We start from the raw sequence: 16,961 nt of genomic DNA on the forward strand, positions 1-16,961 counted from the left end.
GCCCGCCGTCACCGGGTCCGCCCTGACCCCGAGCGTCAACTCCCGGCCCCCGTCCAGACGTTCGGATGTCGACACGAACCGCTGATCACCGGCCTGACCGCGCGCATGCCGCGGTGGCGCCGGCGGGGAACACCTGAAGCTCTTCGCGCATTGAAACTAACAGCGGCGCTTTCGTCCCGACCGAGGCGCGGCCGTGGTGCGGGGACTGGCGGGAGCCGTCGGACCGACGTCCGCGCGCCGCGATCCGAGGGGCCGACCGGCCGGCGCCGGCCCACCCGGAGACAGCCGCGCCGGCACCCGTCCCCGACCCCAGGGCACCGCCCCCGACGGCCGTGCGACCCCGCTGGTCAGCCTGTTTCCCGTGAAGGGCGAACGTACGACCGGCGAGTGCGCGAAACTGGTGTACTGGCGCGAAATGTGAGGTGCGGTCGCACGGGGTGTGTCCTCGATGTGACGGGTGCATGAAACGGTTTGCCGAACCTGCGTAGGGTGCAGAGAAGTCAGCAGAAGCGGTGCGACCGGACAGCGGCGCCGAGGCAGCGGACCGACGAGCGAAGGAGGGAGCCAGAGCCATGGGCGACCACAAAGAACAGCCCCTACGGGTGGGCGCGGCCGTCCGGCGACGACGTCGGGCGCTGGAACTCACGCTCGCCGTCGTGGCCGAGCGCAGCGGCCTGTCGGTCCCCTTCCTGAGCCAGATCGAGAACGAGCGGGCGCGTCCCAGCCAGAGCTCGCTGGAGAAGGTCGCCGACGCCCTGCGCACCACCGCCGTCGAGCTCCTCGCGGCAGCCGACCCGGCGTGCAGCGTGGACGTCGTGCGGGCCGAGGGAACCGAATCGGTGCTCGAGCCGAGGTCGCGTTCCCTGGTGCGCGGGCACCACCAGATGCACGCCTCGGAGTTCACCGGCGACCAGGACACCGGCCGTGAATTCCAGTACCGCAACGACCAGTTGATGTACGTCGCCGACGGAGCCGTGGAGATCGAGGCGGAGGGCCGCGCCTACCGGCTGGGGCGCGGCGACACCCTGTACCTCACCGGCGGGGTCCGCCACCGCTGGCGGGCGACCGTCGAGGACACCCGGGTGATCGTCGTCGCCGTGGCGGAGCACATCGAGGCGGTCCGGGACCGGCCACGCCGATGAGGGTCGTCTCGCTGGTCCCGTCACTGACGGAGGCCGTGGCGCTGTCCACGCCCGGCGCCCTGGTGGGCGCGACGGACTGGTGCACGCACCCCGCGGAGCTCGACGTGGCCCGCGTCGGCGGCACCAAGAACCCGAAGACCGACCGGATCATCGCCCTCGCTCCCGACCTGGTGATCGCCAACGAGGAGGAGAACCGCGCACCGGACCTCGCCGCTCTCCGCGCCGCCGGTGTCGAGGTCCTGCTGACCGAGGTGCGGGACGTTCCGCAGGCCTTCCGCGAACTCGACCGCGTTCTGGACGCCTGCGGAACGCGCTCCCGGCCTCGCTGGCTCGACGAGGCGGAGGCCGCCTGGTCGGCGCTGCCGCGGCCGTCACGCCGTACGACGGCGGTCGTACCGATCTGGCGCCGGCCCTGGATGGTGCTGGGCCGGGACACGTTCGCGGGCGACCTGCTGGCCCGGCTCGGCGTCGACCACCTCTACGCCGGCCACGCGGAGCGCTACCCGAGGATTCCGGTGGAGGAGCTGCGGGCGGCGGCGCCGGACCTCGTCGTGCTCCCCGACGAGCCCTACCGCTTCACCGCCGAGGACGGCCCGGAGGCCTTCGCGGGCCTGCCCTGCGCACTGGTCAGCGGACGGCACCTGACCTGGTACGGGCCGTCACTGGCCGAGGCGCCACGGCTGCTGGGCGAGGCCCTGCGAGCAGCTCACCGCTGAACAGGCCGCGTGTCGTGTGCACGGCGGCGGTGCCCCAGGCGGCGACCAGCACGAGGTACAGCCCGGTCGCGAGCCAGCCGTAGACGGCGAGCCCGGTGTGCCGGGCCAGGGACTCGGCGCCGGTGACGCAGGTGCCCACCGGGAAGGTGAACGCCCACCAGGTCATCGCGAAGCCCATGCCCCGCCGGCGGGCGCGCAGCACATGGGCGGCGGAGAGGCCGAACCAGAACAGCGCGAAGCCCATGACCGGCACGCCGTACAGAACGGCGAGCACGCCGAAACCGTGAGCCTCGGCGGCCGGTACGACGCCGGGGGCCACGTCCGCGAACCTGCCGACGGCGGTGGTGGACTGCCCGAGCGGGCCCAGCACCAGGAACAGGGCCGGGGTGAGGGCGAGTGGAAGGGGCCCGGCGGTGAGAAGCCGGGCGAAGACCAGCGGCAACATGAGCAGCGTCGCCGACAGGCTGAGTCCGAACATCGCGAAGCAGGCCCAGAACAGCGTCTCCCGGGCGGGTCCTGGCGGCAGGTACGGCACCAGCAGGGGACCGAGCGCGGCGGACACCATGGGCGCGACGACGGGCAGCAGCCACACGGGAGTGGCCTGACCCGGCTCGACCCGGTGGCGTACGGCCATGAGGTACGGCACGGCGACGGCGGCCGCGAGCCCGACGACCGTACCGGCGGTGAACAGCACCACGTCCAGGGCGACGGCCGCTCCCGTGCCGATCCAGTCGCCGCCGACGGTGAGGGCCCCGCCGCCGACGGCGACCAGAGCCATCGCCAGGCAGCCATAGAAGGGTGCCGTCGCCGGGTCGAGGAGGTCGGCGCGCGCCTGGTCACGGTGGTGTCGCCAGTGCAGGGACCGGGCGCCGAGCAGGGCGAGCAGCATCGCGAGGGAGAGGATCCAGACGGCGAGGCGGGCGGCGTGCAGGCCCGGAACGCCCAGGGGGAGCGCGCCTCCCGCGGTGGCGGTGATCGCGGTGCCCATGACGCAGGCGTACCAGTTGGGCCCGAGGTGACGGACGGACCGGGCGGGCCCGGGGCGCGGGCAGGGGTGCGCGGTGGCGCGGGAGAGGGGCTGGGCTGCGGTGGCCATGTGTCCACCGTCTCGTCGGTGAACGCTCGCGACCAGGGAGTACGTCTCTATGAGGACATAAGCTGGAGTTATGAGCAGCAGTGGTGGGGCCGCGGAGCGGGACGGTTCCGAGCAGGTCGGTGGCGGCTCGCTGGCGCACCGGGTGCCGGAGCTCGGTGCCCTGGAACTGCTGCTCGCGGTGGCGCGGCTCGGAAGTCTCGGCGGTGCGGCGCGCGAACTGGGCATCACCCAGCCGGCCGCGAGCAGCCGGATCAGGTCGATGGAACGGCAGTTGGGCGTGGCGCTGGTGGACCGTTCGCCACGCGGCTCCCGGCTGACGGACACCGGCGCCCTGGTGACCGACTGGGCGCGGCGGATCGTCGAGGCGGCGGAGGCCTTCGACGCGGGCGCGCAGGCACTGCGCGACCGCCGCGACTCCCGGCTGCGGGTGGCGGCGAGCATGACCATCGCCGAGTACCTGCTGCCGGGCTGGCTGCTCGCGCTGCGCGCGCAGCGCCCGGACACGGCGGTGTCCCTGCTGGCCGGCAACTCGGCGGCGGTCGCCGAGCGGCTGCTCTCCGACGAGGCGGACCTCGGATTCGTGGAGGGCCTCAGCGTGCCGCCCGGCCTGGACTCCGCGGTCATCGGCCACGACCGCCTGATCGTGGTGGCCGCACCCGCGCACCCCTGGGCCCGCCGCAGGCGCCCGCTGGAGCCCACGGAACTGGCCGCGACCCCGCTGATCCTGCGGGAGAAGGGTTCGGGCACCCGGCAGGTCCTGGACGCGGCGCTGGGCGGGCTGTCGCGCCCCCTGATCGAACTGTCGTCGACCACCGCGGTGAAGGCCGCCGCGGTGAGCGGCGCCGGGCCGGCGGTGCTCAGCGAACTGGCCGTACGGGAGGAACTGGCGATGCGACGCCTGGTGAACGTGCCCGTGGCGGCCGTGTCCCTGGCCCGCGACCTGCGCGCGGTGTGGCCGACGGGACACCGGCCGACGGGTCCGGCACGGGAGTTGCTGTCGCTGACACGGGGGTAGGAGGCCGCACCTCGGACCGCCCTCAGGGGGTTCTGCCCCGGCTCAGGAGCCCGGTCGCGTGGCGGCCGCCTCGACCAGTGCCCGCAGCACCCGCACGTCCTCACCCATCTCGGGATGCCACTGCACGCCGAGGACCCAGTCCTCGGAGGGCAGTTCCACCGCCTCCACGGTGCCGTCCTCCGCGTGCGCCGACACCACCAGGCCCGCGCCCAGCCGGTCCACGGCCTGGTGGTGGTAGGCGGGTACGGACGTCAACTCCGGTACGGCGGCGGCGTACCGCGTGCCCGGTACCGGCTTGACCGGGTGACGGCCGAAGACCCCGATGACCTCGGCATGGCCGTCGAGGTGCTGGACGAGGGTGCCGCCGAGGGCCACGTTCAGCAGCTGCATGCCGCGGCAGATGCCCAGCAGTGGGACGTGCGCGGCCAGGGCCGCGTCGATCAGGGCGAGCTCCCAGGCGTCCCGCGCACGGGCCGGCGGGCCGGTGCGGGGGTCGGGTTCGGCGCCGTATCTCGAAGGCTCGACGTCCGGGCCGCCCGCGATCACCAGGCCGTCGAGGCGGGCTACGGCCGCGGCCGCGTGTTCCGGCGCGTCCGGGGGGAGCATCGCGGCGAGCCCGCCCGCGCGCTGTACGAGCCGCGGATACCCGACCGGCAGCAGCGCCGCCTCCAGCTCCCACACGCCCCAGCGGGCGCCGGCCTCGATGTACGTACTGATGCCGATCAGCGGCCTGCCCGCCATGCGTCCTCCCAGCCAGAGCAATGGAATACGTTCATACCTTTGCCCACGGGGTGCGGGGCGGGCAAGGGGTGCCGGCTTGGCGGCCGTTCGCTCGGGGAGGTCCGGTGGCCCGGCGGGCGGGCGGGCGTTCGGCTCGGTGGCCAGGCAGCCGCGTGATGGCCCGCCCGTCGGTCCGGGGGTCCGTCGGTCCGGCAGCCCGGCGGTCCGGCAGCCCGGCTGACGGTCGGCTCCCTCGGCCCGTTCGCCCCCCGGTCCGGCGGTCCGGCGGTCCGGCGGTCCGGCCGCGTCCGGTGGCCGGACCGCCGGCGGCCTTCCATGCGTGGCCGGGCCGGGCCGGTCAGGCCAGGAAGCCCCGCAGCAGTGCCGCCGTTCCGCCGCAGTGCTCCCGCATCATCTCCCGCGCCCCGTCCGCGTCCCCGTCCAGCACCGCCTCGACCAGGGCTGTGTGCTGCCGCTGCGAGTGCTCCAGGTTGCGCACCAGGAGCGGGATGCAGTCGAGCAGGTCGTTCACCGTCGCCCGTACCGCCGCGTACTGCGCGGTCAGGGTCGGTGAGCCGCACAGCTCGGCGAGCGTGAGGTGGAGCATCGTGTCCTGGCGCCGGTACTCGGTCAGCGGCGCGTTCTGCGTGCCGGCCAGCGCCTCGCGCAGCCGCGCCGCCTGATCCGGCGAGAGACCGTGCGTCGCGCACAGCCCCGCCGCGCCCACCTCGAGCACCTCCCGGAACCGCAGCACGTCCTCGATGTCGGTCTCGGTGATCCGCCGCCGCAGCTCGTCCTCACCGACCGCATCGGACTTCGGCAGCACGAACGTGCCGCCGTACCGGCCGCGCCGCGACTCGACCAGACCCTGGTCCTGGAGCACCTTGAGGACCTCCCGCAGCGTCACCCGGCTGATCCCGAGCCGCTCCGCCAACTCCCGCTCCGCGGGCAACCGCTCGCCGCCCGGCACCAGACCGAGCCGTACGACCTGCAGTATCTGCTCCAGCGCCTCCTCGAAGCCGTTTCCGGCCCGCACCGGACGCAGCACCGGCGTCAGCCGGTCCTCCGCGCCCGCTGCGAAGCTCACCGGCCCGCCGTCCGCGCCTATGTCAGGGCCTGTGTCAGGACCCGCCTGCGACATCCGGCCGCACCCCCTTCCCAAGCAAAGGTTCTCCGCAATACCTTATGGCTTCCGGCTGACCGTAGAAGCCGAAGGAGGCTTTCCCGTGGCAGACCGCACACCCCCGCTCGGCGTCGAGGAGCTGCACGCCCTCGTCGCAGGCGGTGAGATCGACACTGTCGTCCTGGCCTTTCCCGACATGCAAGGGCGGCTCCAGGGCAAGCGGTTCGCCGCCCGCTTCTTCCTCGACGACGTCCTCCGGGACGGCACCGAGGGCTGCAACTACCTGCTGGCCGTCGACGCCGAGATGAACACCGTCGACGGCTACGCCATGTCCTCCTGGGACCGCGGCTACGGCGACTTCGCCATGCACCCCGACCTCGGCACCCTGCGCCGCGTCCCCTGGAACGAGGGCACCGCCCTCCTCATCGCCGACCTCGCCTGGAACGACGGATCACCCGTGGTGGCCGCGCCCCGGCAGATCCTCCGCCGCCAGCTGGAGCGGCTCGCCGAGCACGGCTTCACCGCCCAGGTCGGCACGGAGCTCGAGTTCATCGTCTTCAAGGACAGCTACGAACAGGCCTGGGACACCGGCTACCGCGGCCTCACCCCGGCCAATCAGTACAACATCGACTACTCGGTCCTCGGCACCGGCCGCATCGAACCCCTGCTGCGCCGCATCCGCAACGAGATGCAGGCCGCCGGCCTCACCGTCGAGTCCGCCAAGGGCGAGTGCAACCCCGGTCAGCACGAGATCGCGTTCAAGTACGACGAGGCGCTGATCACCTGCGACCAGCACGCGATCTACAAGACGGGCGCCAAGGAGATCGCCTCCCAGGAGGGCGTCTCGCTCACCTTCATGGCGAAGTACAACGAGCGTGAGGGCAACTCCTGCCACATCCACCTCTCCCTCGCGGACCAGGACGGCACGAACGCCATGGCCGGGGACGGTCCGGGCGGTATGTCGGACGTCATGCGGTACTTCCTCGCCGGACAACTCGCCGCGCTCCGCGACTTCTCGCTGCTCTACGCCCCGAACATCAACTCCTACAAGCGGTTCCAGCCGGGCTCCTTCGCCCCGACCGCCGTGGCCTGGGGCTACGACAACCGCACCTGCTCGCTTCGCGTGGTCGGCCACGGCCGCTCGATGCGGTTCGAGAACCGGCTCCCCGGTGGTGACGTCAACCCGCACCTCGCGGTGGCGGGACTGGTGGCTGCCGGTCTTCACGGCATCGAGCACAAGCTGGAACTGCCGGAGGCGTGTGCGGGCAACGCCTACACCGCCGAGTACGAGCACGTCCCCACCACGCTGCGCGAGGCCGCCGAGCTCTGGGAGAACAGCCCGATCGCCAAGGCGGCCTTCGGCGACGAGGTCGTCGCGCACTACCGCAACATGGCGCGCGTCGAACTGGACGCCTTCGACGCCGCGGTCACCGACTGGGAGCTGCGCCGCTCCTTCGAACGCATGTGAGGCCCTCCGTGTCTGCCGAGTACGCCCTGGAAGTACTGAACCCCGCGACCGAGGAGGTCGTCGCCACCGTCCCCGGTGCCACCGCCGCCGACGTGGACGCGGCGGTCGTACGTGCCACGAGGGCACAGGCCGTCTGGGCCGCGCTCGCACCGGGTGACCGGGCCCGGCTGCTGCGCCGGTTCGCCACCGCCGTGGACGAACACCTCGAGGAACTGGCCCGGCTGGAGGTCCGCGAGGCCGGACACACCCTCGGCAACGCCCGCTGGGAAGCGGGCAACGTGCGCGACCTGTTCGACTACGCGGCCGGGGGAGTGGAGCGGCTGACCGGCCGCCAGATCCCGGTCCCCGGCGGTCTCGACCTCACGATCCTGGAACCGCTCGGTGTGGTCGCGGTGATCGCGCCCTGGAACTTCCCCATGCCGATCGCCGCCTGGGGCACCGCGCCCGCGCTCGCGGCGGGCAACGCGGTCCTCCTCAAGCCGGCCGAAACGACCCCCCTGACGGCGCTCCGGCTCGCCGAACTCGCCCTGGACGCGGGCCTTCCCGAAGGACTCTTCCAGGTGCTGCCCGGGCACGGCCCCGTCGCGGGCACCGCGCTCGTCGACCACCCGGGGATCGCGAAGATCGTCTTCACCGGATCGACGGCGGTGGGCAAGCAGGTGCTGGCCAGGGGCTCCGCCCTCCTCAAGCGCGTCACCCTCGAACTCGGCGGCAAGAGCCCCAACATCGTGTTCGCCGACGCCGACCTCGAGGCCGCCGCCGCGGCGGCTCCGATGGCCTTCCTCGACAACTCCGGCCAGGACTGCTGCGCCCGCACCCGCATCCTCGTCCAGCGCACCGCCTACGACCGCTTCCTCGACCTCCTCGCCCCCGCGATCGAGTCCGTCCTGGTCGGCGACCCGGCCGACGAGAACACCCAGATGGGCCCGCTCATCTCCAGGTCCCAGCTGGAGCGCGTCCGTTCGTACGTCGACGCCGACGCGCCCGGCATCCGGGGCAAGGCCCCGGAAGGCCCCGGCTTCTGGTTCCCGCCCACCGTCCTCACCGAGGTCGACCCCCGCGCGCGCGTGGCAGTCGAGGAGGTCTTCGGTCCGGTCGCCGTCGTCCTGCCCTTCGAGGACGAGGCGGAGGCGGTGGCCCTCGCCAACGCCACCGACTACGGCCTCGCCGGCTCCATCTGGACCCGGGACGTCGGCCGCGCCCTGCGCGTCTCCCAGGCCGTCCGGGCCGGCAACCTGTCCGTCAACTCCCACTCCAGCGTCCGCTACTGGACCCCCTTCGGCGGCTTCAAACAGTCCGGCATCGGCCGCGAACTCGGCCCGGACGCCCTGACCGCCTTCACCGAGACCAAGAACGTCTTCATCAGCACGGAGGGCCCCGCACAGTGACCGCATCGACTGACGACATCATCTGCCGCCGCCTGGTCGGCCGCACCGCCGTCATCACCGGCGCCGGCAGCGGCATCGGCCTCGCCACCGCGCGCCGGCTCGCCTCCGAGGGCGCACACGTCGTGTGCGGCGACGTCGACGAGCAGCGCGGCAAGGCGGTCGCCGAGGAGGTCGGCGGCATCTTCGTGAAGGTCGACGTCACCGACCCCGAGCAGGTCGAGGCCCTGTTCCAGGCGGCCTTCGACACCTACGGCAGCGTCGACATCGCGTTCAACAACGCCGGTATCTCCCCGCCCGACGACGACTCCATCCTGGAGACCGGCCTGGAGGCATGGAAGCGCGTCCAGGAGGTCAACCTCACCTCCGTCTACCTGTGCTGCAAGGCCGCCATCCCCTACATGCGGCGCCAGGGCCGGGGCTCCATCATCAACACGGCGTCCTTCGTGGCCCGCATGGGCGCGGCGACCTCGCAGATCTCGTACACCGCCTCCAAGGGCGGCGTGCTCGCCATGTCCCGGGAACTGGGCGTGCAGTTCGCGAGGGAGGGCATCCGGGTCAACGCCCTGTGCCCCGGGCCGGTCAACACCCCTTTGTTGCAGGAGCTGTTCGCCAAGGACCCCGAGCGCGCCGCACGCCGGCTCGTGCACATCCCGCTCGGCCGGTTCGCCGAGGCCGAGGAGATCGCCGCCGCCGTCGCCTTCCTGGCCAGCGACGACTCGTCCTTCGTCAACGCCAGCGACTTCCTGGTGGACGGCGGGATCTCGGGCGCGTACGTCACGCCTCTGTAGCGGGTGGTGGGAGGGCCGCGCTACAGGAAGGTGTGGCCTTCCCCGCGGTACGTCGGGACGGTCTCCGTCACCGCGTCCCCCTCGATCAGGTGCAGGGTGTCGAACCGTTCGCACAGTTCACCGGCCTTGGCGTGCCGGAACCACACCCGGTCGCCGATCAGCAGGTCGTCGGCGGGGGAACCGAGCAGCGGCGTCTGCACCTCGCCGGGCCCCTCCTGGGGGTCGTAGCGCAGGCCCTCCGGCAGGTAGGGCACGGGGAGCCGGTCGGGCCCGGCCGCGCCGGAGGCCGGATAGCCGCCGCCGAGGACCGTCACGACGCCGACCCCCGGCCGCCGTACGACGGGCTGCGCGAACAGGGCCGCCGGACGCCCGCTGAACGACGTGTAGTTGTCGAACAGCCGCGGCACGTACAGCCCGGAGCCGGCCGCGATCTCCGTCACCGCGTCCTCCGCGGCGGTGTGCTGCACGCTGCCCGTGCCACCGCCGTTGACGAACTCCAGGTCGGGCACCACGGCCCGGACCGCCCGGACCGCCTCCGCGCGCCGTTCCGCGAGCTCCCGGCGGGCGGTCGACTGCATCAGCCGCACGGCACGCGAGCGCAGCGGCCGGCCGGCGACCGCGTCGCCGACGCCGGCGATGTGCCCCTCGTATCCCATGATCCCGACGACCTTGAACCCCGGCCGGCGGTTCACCGCCCGTGCCAGGTCGGCCACCTGCGCGGGGGAGTGCAGCGGCGAACGAAGGGCGCCGACCCGCACCCGCCCGCCCAGCAGCTTCAGCGAGGTGTCCAACTCCAGGCACACCCGCACCACTTCACGTCCGCCCACCCGTGCCCCGTCGATCAGTTCGAGCTGCGCCGGGTCGTCGATCATGACGGTCACGGCGGCGGCGAGCTTGGGATCGGCGGTCAGCTCCGCGAACCCGGCGCGGTCCGCCGTCGGATAGGCGAGCAGGACGTCGTCGAATCCGGAACGCGCCAGCCACAGCGACTCGGCCAGGGTGAACGACATGATGCCCGCGAAGCCCTCCTTCGCGAGGACACGCTCGAGCAGGGCCCGGCAGCGGAGGGACTTGCTGGCGACGCGGATCGGTTTGCCGGCGGCCCGGCGGACGAGATCGTCCGCGTTGGCGTCGAAGGCGTCCAGGTCCACGATCGCGAGCGGGGCGTCGAGATGGGCGGTGGCCCGGTCGTAACGGGCCCTGTCGGCGGCGCGCGCAGTCATGAACGAAGCCTGCCAGACAGGATTACCGCAGGGTAGGGGGACGTTCCGGGCAGAAGCCCCGGGCTCGTGGACTGGTTCCCGCTCGACCGGGGGCAACCCGTAGAGTGACGCGCACGCACGGACGAACGACCCCGGCCGCAGGCTCACGCCGGGATGGCGCTCCGCCCGCGCGGGTATGCGTGTCCGGGACGGCCGAGTCCGCGGGCCACGGGCGAGAAGGGCCCGCGTACGAGGAGACGGCCCGGGCACGAGGAAACGGGGGGTGCATGAGCACGGAAGCGCGGCGCGCCTCCATCCCCCCACGACCCGAACAGCCGCCGACGGCCGGCGAGGGCCAGGCCGACGAGACGGACCGCCCCGGCTCCGACCCGGCGGAACGTTCCGGTCGCGCAGCCGCAGCGGGTACGGACCGTGCCGGTCGGACAGCCGCAGCGGGCGCGGAGCGTGCCGTGCGGTGGGAGGCCTTCGCGAAACGTGACTCACCGCACACACCGCGAGGCAATGCCCCCGCGTTGTCCACGGGGGCGCCCACGGGGTCGCCGAGGCATTCGGCGCCGCGCGCCGGGTCTCCCACGCACTACCCCACAACCGGGTCGGGCGACACACGTCCGACTCCGGACATGAGGGCCGACGGCCCGGTCCCTGACGCTGCGCGTGCCCCTGCCCCGGATCCTTCACGGACGCCGGTACCTGACCTCGCGCGCCCGCCGGGGTCGAACGATTCGCCGGTGCGGGATCCCGACGGCTCGCCGGGGCCGGTTTCGGAGGGGCAGCGGGTGCCGGACGCTCGTGACGCACGGCTGCCGGCCCCGGACGCCTCACAGGCACCGGGCTCCGGGAGCGCGTGGGCGCCGATACCGGACGGTACGCGCGGGCAGGCCTCCGGCGGTTCGCGCGCGGTGGCCTCGGACGGTACGCGAGGGCAGGCGATCGGCGGTTCACCGGCGGAAGCTTCCGGCAGCTCGCGTCTCCCGGCCTCCGGTGGTTCGTATGGACCGGCTGCCGGTGGTTCGTATGCGCCTGGCTCCGGTGGTTCGCAGGCGCCGGCCCCCAGTGGTTCGTATGCGCCTGACTCCGGTGGTTCACGGTCGTCTGTCTCGGACCGATCGCAGGGGCAGGGGCAGGGGCAGGGGCAGGGACAGTTGCAGGGGCAGGGCCCGGGTGGTTCGTGGGGGCCGGGCTCGGGCAGCTCGTGGGCCTCGGCGTCCGCAAGTGCGCAGCCCCCGGCCTCCGTTGGTTCGCGCGCGGCCGCCCCGGACGGTTCGCGTGCGCCGGTGCAGACTTCCGCCGACGACGGTTCCGGTGATGTCCCGTCGCCACGGCGGTCCCGTACGGAGGGCGAGAGCCGCCCCGTGTCCGGTCCGCCCACCCACTCCCGGCCGTACTTCCCCGGCCCGAGGACCGCGTCCCGTCAGGACACCGGGCCCTCGTCCCCGCCCCCGCCGAAAGCCTCGGCCCGCTTTCCGGACGCGCCTCCCGCCGCGAACCGCGAAACGCGGGAGGACGACCCCACGACGCCCGTGCCCGGTGTCGTACCGCCCCGGCCCAGCCATCGACCCCCGGCGCAGCAACGACGTACCGACGTGCCCGCGCGGAGCGCGCCGGAACCGGTGTTCCGCCTGCGCCCGACTCCGGCGCAGCCGCCCTCGGGTTCGGAACGCTCCCCGGCTCCCGGGTCCGTGCCCCACCCCGACCAGGCCGCGCCCAGCTCACCGGACGCCGGTAGGAACTCCGCGCGCACCGAGTCCTACGCCAACCCTGGCTCGAACGGCGTCCCGCCCAAGCCGGACACCGCACCGGGCCCGTCCGCGCCGGCTTCGTCCGAGCCCGGTGCTGCCACACCTGGTTCGTCCGCATCCGGCTCCGGCACCCCTGGCATCACCGGCCCGCGCAGACCTGACAGCCGCCCCGGCACGTTCACCGAGCCCGGCACCGGTCCGCACCCGGAGGCCTCGACGGCGACCAGTGCCCCGACGAATGGCCGTCGCACGCCGTCGGCGCCTGCGGAGCCCCCGAGCGGACCGCGCACGCCGTCGGCGCCCTCCGCGCCCACCAACGGCTCCGATGCCCCTTCAACGCCCGCGGCGCCCCCGAACGGCCTCAACTCGCCTTCGGCACCGGGCGACTTCGCGAGCGATGCGCACACGCCGTGGAGCCCGCTCGGGCCGGCGAGTGGTCCTCGTTCGCCGTCGGCGTCGGCCGATTCCGTGACCGGTTCGCGTACGCCGTCGGCGTCCTCCGCTTCGACGGACGGTGCGCACGAGCCGTGGAGCCCGCTCGGGCCGGCGAGTGGTCCTCGTTCGCCGTCGGCGTCGGCTGATTCCGTGACCGGTTCGCGTACGCCGTCGGCGTCCTCCGCTTCGACGGACGGTGCGCACGAGCCGTGGAGCCCGCTCGGGCCAACCAGCGGTCCCCGCTCGCCTTCCGCGTCCGTCGATTCCGCCAGGGACCCCGGCTCACACCCCGGCTCACCTCCGTCGCCGGACGACTTCACGAGCGGCGCGCATACGCCGTGGACTCCGCTCGGGCCGGCGAGCGGTCCCCGCTCGCCTTCATCGGACGCCGCCTCCGCGACCGGTCCGCGCACTTCTCCGGTGCCCGGCGACCCAGCGAGTGGTCCTCACACGCCGTGGAGCCCGCTCGCGCCGGGAAGCGGCTCCCGTCCGCCCTCGGCACCCCCCGCCCCCGCGAGCAGCTCCCGGACGACTTCGGCCCCCGCAGCCTCCGCGAACGGTCTTCGTGTCCCGCCGGCCCCCGCCCACGCGCCGAGCAGTCCGCCGGCCTCGCCCGCGCCCCCTCGTTCGCCGGGCAGCCGGATCGCCTCACCCGCGTCCGGCCATGCGCCGAGTACTCCGCTCGTCTCCCCGGCCCCCGCCCATTCGCCGGGCAGCCCGCTCGCCTCGCCCGCTCCCGCCCATTCGCCGAGCAACTCGCTCGCCGCATCCGCATCCGCATCCGCACCCGCCCACTCGCCGAGCACTCCGCTCGTCCCCCCGCCGCCCGACGACTCCGTGAGCGGTCTGCATACGCCACCGCCGCCACTCGCCCCACCCCGTGGTCCAGTCGGCGGTCACGGCTCCTCCACGGCTCCGGATCCGGCGTTGTCCTGGAGTGCGCCGATGGTGCCGGGCGAGGGGGTCGGTGCCGGGCGGCCCGTCGTCTCGTTCGGGGAGCCCGAGGGGTACGACGAGCGGGTGCGGCCCCGCCCGTTCGGTGCCCGTTTCCGGCCTCGGATCGCCGTGGTCACCGCCTGCCTCGTGCTCGGACTGGGCCTCATCGGCGGTGCCGTGACCGGGAGTTGGCTTTCGGGAGAGCCGGGGGACAGCCAGGACCGCGGCTCGTTCGCGACGGCCGGAGGCCTGTGGCACAGCGTTCCGGTGGACCAGCTCTTCCCGCCCACCGTGGACGGACAGGGCGCGGGCCCCGGTGGCGCCGACCGGACCTGGACGCGGATCGCCGTCGCCCCGGACAGCGGCTGCCGCAACGCCTTCGACCCGCTCCTGCGCAAGGCGCTCGCGCCCGTCGGCTGCGGCCGGCTCCTGCGCGCCACCTACACGGACGCCACCCGCAGCTACGTCACCACCGTCGGCCTGCTGTTCACCAAGGGCGACGCCGCCGCGATGCAGTCGCTGGCCACCCGCTTTCAGAACGACGGCCTCGGCCGCCGCACCGACCTCATGCCCCGCCCGTACGCCGCGAAGGACACCGTGGCCGCGAACTTCGGCCCGAAACAGCGGGCCTCCTGGACCGTCTCCGTCCTCACCGACGCCCCCGTCGTCGCCTACGCCGTCTCCGGCTGGGCCGACGGCCGTACCGTCGACAAGCCGCTGCCCGCCCAGGACGCCATGGCCTCCGGCGCCACCACGGCCCTCGCCCAGGCCGGCCTGGGCAACGAGGCGCAGGGCCTCGCCGACCGCGTCGAACGGACCCTGCGCAAGACCGTCAGCTCGCCCACGGAGCAGCCTTCATGAGCCGCACCACCCGCCGGGCCGGTCTCCGGCGCCCCGCGACCCGCCGGGCGGGTCTCCTGAGCGTCCTCCTCGCGGCCTCGGTCGCGCTGGTCCCGCCCACCGTCGCGCACGCCGACAGCATCCGCGCCCAGCAGTGGGCCCTCGGCGCGATGCACACCCAGGACGCCTGGCGGACCACCAAGGGCAAGGGCGTCACCGTCGCGGTCCTCGACACCGGCGTCGAGGACGACCATCCCGACCTCACCGGCAACGTCCTCACCGGTAAGGACATGATCGGTTTCGGCGCCGTACGCGGTGAACGCGCCTGGGCCCGCCACGGCACCGCGATGGCCGGCATCATCGCAGGTCACGGACACGGTTCCGGTAACGCTGACGGTGTCATGGGCATCGCCCCCGAGGCGAGGATCCTGCCCGTCCGGGTCATCCTCGAGGACGGCGACTCCGCCCGCGGCAAGGCCCGCAGCACCCGCAGCAACGCCCTCGCCGACGGCATCCGCTGGGCCGCCGACCACGGCGCGGACGTCATCAACCTGTCCCTCGGCGACGACTCGGCCTCCGCCCACCCCGAACCCTCCGAGGACGAAGCCGTCCAGTACGCCCTGAAGAAGGGCGCCGCCGTCGTCGCCTCGGCGGGCAACGGCGGTGAGAAGGGCGACCACATCTCCTACCCGGCCGCCTACCCGGGCGTGATCGCCGCGACCGCCGTCGACCGCTACGGCACCCGCGCCTCCTTCTCCACCCGCCGCTGGTACGCCACGGTCAGCGCCCCCGGCGTCGGCGTCGTCATCGCCGACCCCGACCACAAGTACTACGAGGGCTGGGGCACCAGCGCGGCCTCCGCCTTCGTCTCCGGCGCGGTGGCCCTCGTCCGGGCCGCCCACCCGGGACTGACCCCCGCCCAGATCAAGAAGCTCCTCGAGGACACGGCCCGCGACGCGCCCACCGGCGGCCGCGACGACTCCCGCGGCTTCGGCTTCGTCGACCCGGCGGCCGCCCTCGAGGCGGCCGGCCGCCTCGATCCGGAGGGGCTGCGGGCGGCGGCGTACGGGAAGAAGTACTTCGGTTCGGGCCCCGACGCGCCCCCGTCGGACGACGACACCGCGAGCTGGGCCGCCCCGCTCGCGGGCGGCTTCGGCGGGCTGCTCCTGGTCGCGGCGGTGGTCGTGTGGCGCGGCCGCCGGACCCAGCACGTGCACGTCGTGCACGACGACGACTTCTAGGCGCCGCTCCGGTCAGCCGGCGGCGGAAGCGGACCTGACCGCGGAGGCGGACGTAGAGGCGGACGCGGTCGCCGAGGCGCCGGCAGTGGGAGTCGTTTCGGTGTCCCCGGTGAACACCGACACCGCCGCCTTCGCCGCCGCCTCCACCAGCGAGATCCCCTTCGCCTTCGTCGCGTTTCCGCCTGACAGCGCGGCCACCAGGTAGTCGTGGCCCCCCACCGTCACCCGGCCGATGCTGTTGATGTCCCACAGCCCGGTGGCGCTGCGCGCCAGCCAGCCGTTCTTCAGAGCCCACGCCGAACCGGTGGCCGCGGCCGAGACGCCCCAGTGCTGGTCGGTGGCTATCTGCCCCATCAGCCCCCGCAGATACGTCCGAGAGGCCGCGCTCAGCTTCGATCCGACCCCGAACACCTGCTGGAGAAGGGCGCGTTGGTCGGTCGCCGTGGTCTGGGTGAGCCCCCACAGCATGTCGTCGCCGCCCTCGGTGTCCGTGAGTCCGAAGCGCTCGTTCGCCGCGGCGAGGCCGGCCGCCTTCCCGATGATCCGCCACAGGGCCGACGCGGAGGCGTTGTCGCTGTTCTCGATCATCGCGGTGGCGTACGCCTTCTCGCTCGCCGTCAGGTGCCGGTCCGCGTCCTGCGCCTGGAGCAGCAGCGTGGCGAGGATGTCGACCTTGACGATGCTCGCCGTGTCGAAGGCGCCGTCCCCGTACGCGGCGCTCGCGCCGGAGTCCAGGTCCAGAACGGCGACCGACACCTTCGCGTCGCCCGTGACGCCCACCGACGCCATGGCGTCGGCCAGCAGCGCGTCCCGGTCCACCGTCGGCTCTGCCACCGGTTCCACGGATGCCTCCCTGTCCGCCGTGGCCGAGGGGGAGGCCGACGGAGCCGTCGACGACGATACGGTGCCCGTTCCGGTGTGCGCCTGCGCCTGTACGTACACGGTCCCACCGGCCGTGGCGCCCACGACGGCGACGGTCGCGAGGGCGGTGTACAGCAGGGCACGACGGCGGGAGACACGAGCGCGGCGGGCACGGCGGACTCTGGAGGACTCCATGTCCGCGATGCTCGGGGCGGCGACTGTGCGGGGCG

15 protein-coding genes are annotated in these 16,961 nt (G+C 73.7%); 9 read left to right on the forward strand and 6 right to left on the reverse strand.

Features of this window, described 5'->3' with window-relative positions; translation table 11 throughout:
• The first annotated feature begins 572 nt into the window (after positions 1-572).
• Positions 573-1,142, forward strand: coding sequence for a helix-turn-helix domain-containing protein (locus tag OG985_RS36400; RefSeq protein ID WP_371672632.1), 570 nt, complete (start codon positions 573-575; stop codon positions 1,140-1,142).
• Positions 1,139-1,858, forward strand: coding sequence for a helical backbone metal receptor (locus tag OG985_RS36405; RefSeq protein ID WP_371672633.1), 720 nt, complete (start codon positions 1,139-1,141; stop codon positions 1,856-1,858). The genes OG985_RS36400 and OG985_RS36405 overlap by 4 nt, the downstream gene beginning before the upstream one ends.
• On the opposite strand, the gene OG985_RS36410 is transcribed toward OG985_RS36405, so the two are convergent.
• Positions 1,770-2,954: a TDT family transporter gene (locus tag OG985_RS36410; RefSeq protein ID WP_371672634.1), complete on the reverse strand. Its 1,185-nt coding sequence runs from the start codon at positions 2,952-2,954 to the stop codon at positions 1,770-1,772. The two genes, OG985_RS36405 and OG985_RS36410, sit on opposite strands and share 89 nt — an antisense overlap.
• A 70-nt stretch (positions 2,955-3,024) precedes the next feature.
• Between OG985_RS36410 and OG985_RS36415 the strand changes: the two genes are divergently transcribed.
• The gene (locus OG985_RS36415; protein ID WP_371672635.1) at positions 3,025-3,969 is read left to right on the forward strand and encodes a LysR family transcriptional regulator; all 945 of its coding nucleotides are present in this window, start codon (positions 3,025-3,027) and stop codon (positions 3,967-3,969) included.
• Between the two features lie 42 nt (positions 3,970-4,011).
• On the opposite strand, the gene OG985_RS36420 is transcribed toward OG985_RS36415, so the two are convergent.
• Both OG985_RS36420 and OG985_RS36425 read right to left on the reverse strand, forming a co-directional pair.
• Positions 4,012-4,710, reverse strand: coding sequence for a gamma-glutamyl-gamma-aminobutyrate hydrolase family protein (locus OG985_RS36420; protein WP_371672636.1), 699 nt, complete (start codon positions 4,708-4,710; stop codon positions 4,012-4,014).
• A gap of 337 nt (positions 4,711-5,047) precedes the next feature.
• Complete coding sequence (locus OG985_RS36425; protein ID WP_371672637.1) at positions 5,048-5,830, reverse strand: FadR/GntR family transcriptional regulator; 783 nt, start codon at positions 5,828-5,830, stop codon at positions 5,048-5,050.
• Between the two features lie 85 nt (positions 5,831-5,915).
• On the opposite strand from OG985_RS36425, the gene OG985_RS36430 reads away from it, so the two are divergent.
• The 3 genes from OG985_RS36430 to OG985_RS36440 are packed head-to-tail and all read left to right on the forward strand — an operon-like array spanning position 5,916 to position 9,456.
• Entirely contained in the window at positions 5,916-7,280 is a 1,365-nt protein-coding gene (locus tag OG985_RS36430; protein WP_371672638.1) for a glutamine synthetase family protein, read from the forward strand.
• Between the two features lie 8 nt (positions 7,281-7,288).
• A complete protein-coding gene (locus OG985_RS36435) occupies positions 7,289-8,668 on the forward strand; it encodes an aldehyde dehydrogenase (RefSeq protein WP_371672639.1) in 1,380 nt (459 codons plus the stop codon).
• Positions 8,665-9,456, forward strand: coding sequence for a 3-oxoacyl-ACP reductase (locus OG985_RS36440; protein ID WP_371672640.1), 792 nt, complete (start codon positions 8,665-8,667; stop codon positions 9,454-9,456). Before OG985_RS36435 ends, OG985_RS36440 begins: the two co-directional genes overlap by 4 nt.
• Before the next feature lie 20 nt (positions 9,457-9,476).
• On the opposite strand, the gene OG985_RS36445 is transcribed toward OG985_RS36440, so the two are convergent.
• Entirely contained in the window at positions 9,477-10,679 is a 1,203-nt protein-coding gene (locus OG985_RS36445; RefSeq protein ID WP_371672641.1) for an amino acid deaminase/aldolase, read from the reverse strand.
• Positions 10,680-12,828: 2,149 nt separating this feature from the next.
• Here OG985_RS36445 and OG985_RS36450 point away from each other — a divergent pair.
• Entirely contained in the window at positions 12,829-12,999 is a 171-nt protein-coding gene (locus tag OG985_RS36450) for a hypothetical protein (RefSeq protein ID WP_371672642.1), read from the forward strand.
• Positions 13,000-13,299: 300 nt separating this feature from the next.
• Here the strand turns inward: OG985_RS36450 and OG985_RS36455 are convergent, their stop codons facing one another.
• The gene (locus OG985_RS36455) at positions 13,300-13,659 is read right to left on the reverse strand and encodes a hypothetical protein (protein ID WP_371672643.1); all 360 of its coding nucleotides are present in this window, start codon (positions 13,657-13,659) and stop codon (positions 13,300-13,302) included.
• Positions 13,660-13,798: 139 nt separating this feature from the next.
• Between OG985_RS36455 and OG985_RS36460 the strand changes: the two genes are divergently transcribed.
• Together OG985_RS36460 and mycP are read left to right on the forward strand one after the other, a co-directional pair.
• Positions 13,799-14,650, forward strand: a complete 852-nt coding sequence (locus OG985_RS36460; protein ID WP_371672644.1) for a hypothetical protein — start codon at positions 13,799-13,801, stop codon at positions 14,648-14,650.
• Complete coding sequence (mycP, locus tag OG985_RS36465; RefSeq protein ID WP_371672645.1) at positions 14,647-15,870, forward strand: type VII secretion-associated serine protease mycosin; 1,224 nt, start codon at positions 14,647-14,649, stop codon at positions 15,868-15,870. The genes OG985_RS36460 and mycP overlap by 4 nt, the downstream gene beginning before the upstream one ends.
• 12 nt (positions 15,871-15,882) lie before the next feature.
• Here the strand turns inward: mycP and OG985_RS36470 are convergent, their stop codons facing one another.
• Entirely contained in the window at positions 15,883-16,926 is a 1,044-nt protein-coding gene (locus OG985_RS36470; protein ID WP_371672646.1) for a serine hydrolase, read from the reverse strand.
• Between the last annotated feature and the right edge of the window lie 35 nt (positions 16,927-16,961).

The organism is Streptomyces sp. NBC_00289, assembly GCF_041435115.1.
GTDB lineage: Bacteria > Actinomycetota > Actinomycetes > Streptomycetales > Streptomycetaceae > Streptomyces.

Coding starts and splice junctions, on each gene's coding strand:
- OG985_RS36445 (WP_371672641.1), bottom strand. CDS start 10,679: ATGACTGCGCGCGCCGCCGACAGGGCCCGTTACGACCGGGCCACCGCC.
- OG985_RS36400 (WP_371672632.1), top strand. CDS start 573: ATGGGCGACCACAAAGAACAGCCCCTACGGGTGGGCGCGGCCGTCCGG.
- OG985_RS36420 (WP_371672636.1), bottom strand. CDS start 4,710: ATGGCGGGCAGGCCGCTGATCGGCATCAGTACGTACATCGAGGCCGGC.
- OG985_RS36470 (WP_371672646.1), bottom strand. CDS start 16,926: ATGGAGTCCTCCAGAGTCCGCCGTGCCCGCCGCGCTCGTGTCTCCCGC.
- mycP (WP_371672645.1), top strand. CDS start 14,647: ATGAGCCGCACCACCCGCCGGGCCGGTCTCCGGCGCCCCGCGACCCGC.
- OG985_RS36410 (WP_371672634.1), bottom strand. CDS start 2,954: ATGGCCACCGCAGCCCAGCCCCTCTCCCGCGCCACCGCGCACCCCTGC.
- OG985_RS36415 (WP_371672635.1), top strand. CDS start 3,025: ATGAGCAGCAGTGGTGGGGCCGCGGAGCGGGACGGTTCCGAGCAGGTC.
- OG985_RS36425 (WP_371672637.1), bottom strand. CDS start 5,830: ATGTCGCAGGCGGGTCCTGACACAGGCCCTGACATAGGCGCGGACGGC.
- OG985_RS36460 (WP_371672644.1), top strand. CDS start 13,799: ATGGTGCCGGGCGAGGGGGTCGGTGCCGGGCGGCCCGTCGTCTCGTTC.
- OG985_RS36405 (WP_371672633.1), top strand. CDS start 1,139: ATGAGGGTCGTCTCGCTGGTCCCGTCACTGACGGAGGCCGTGGCGCTG.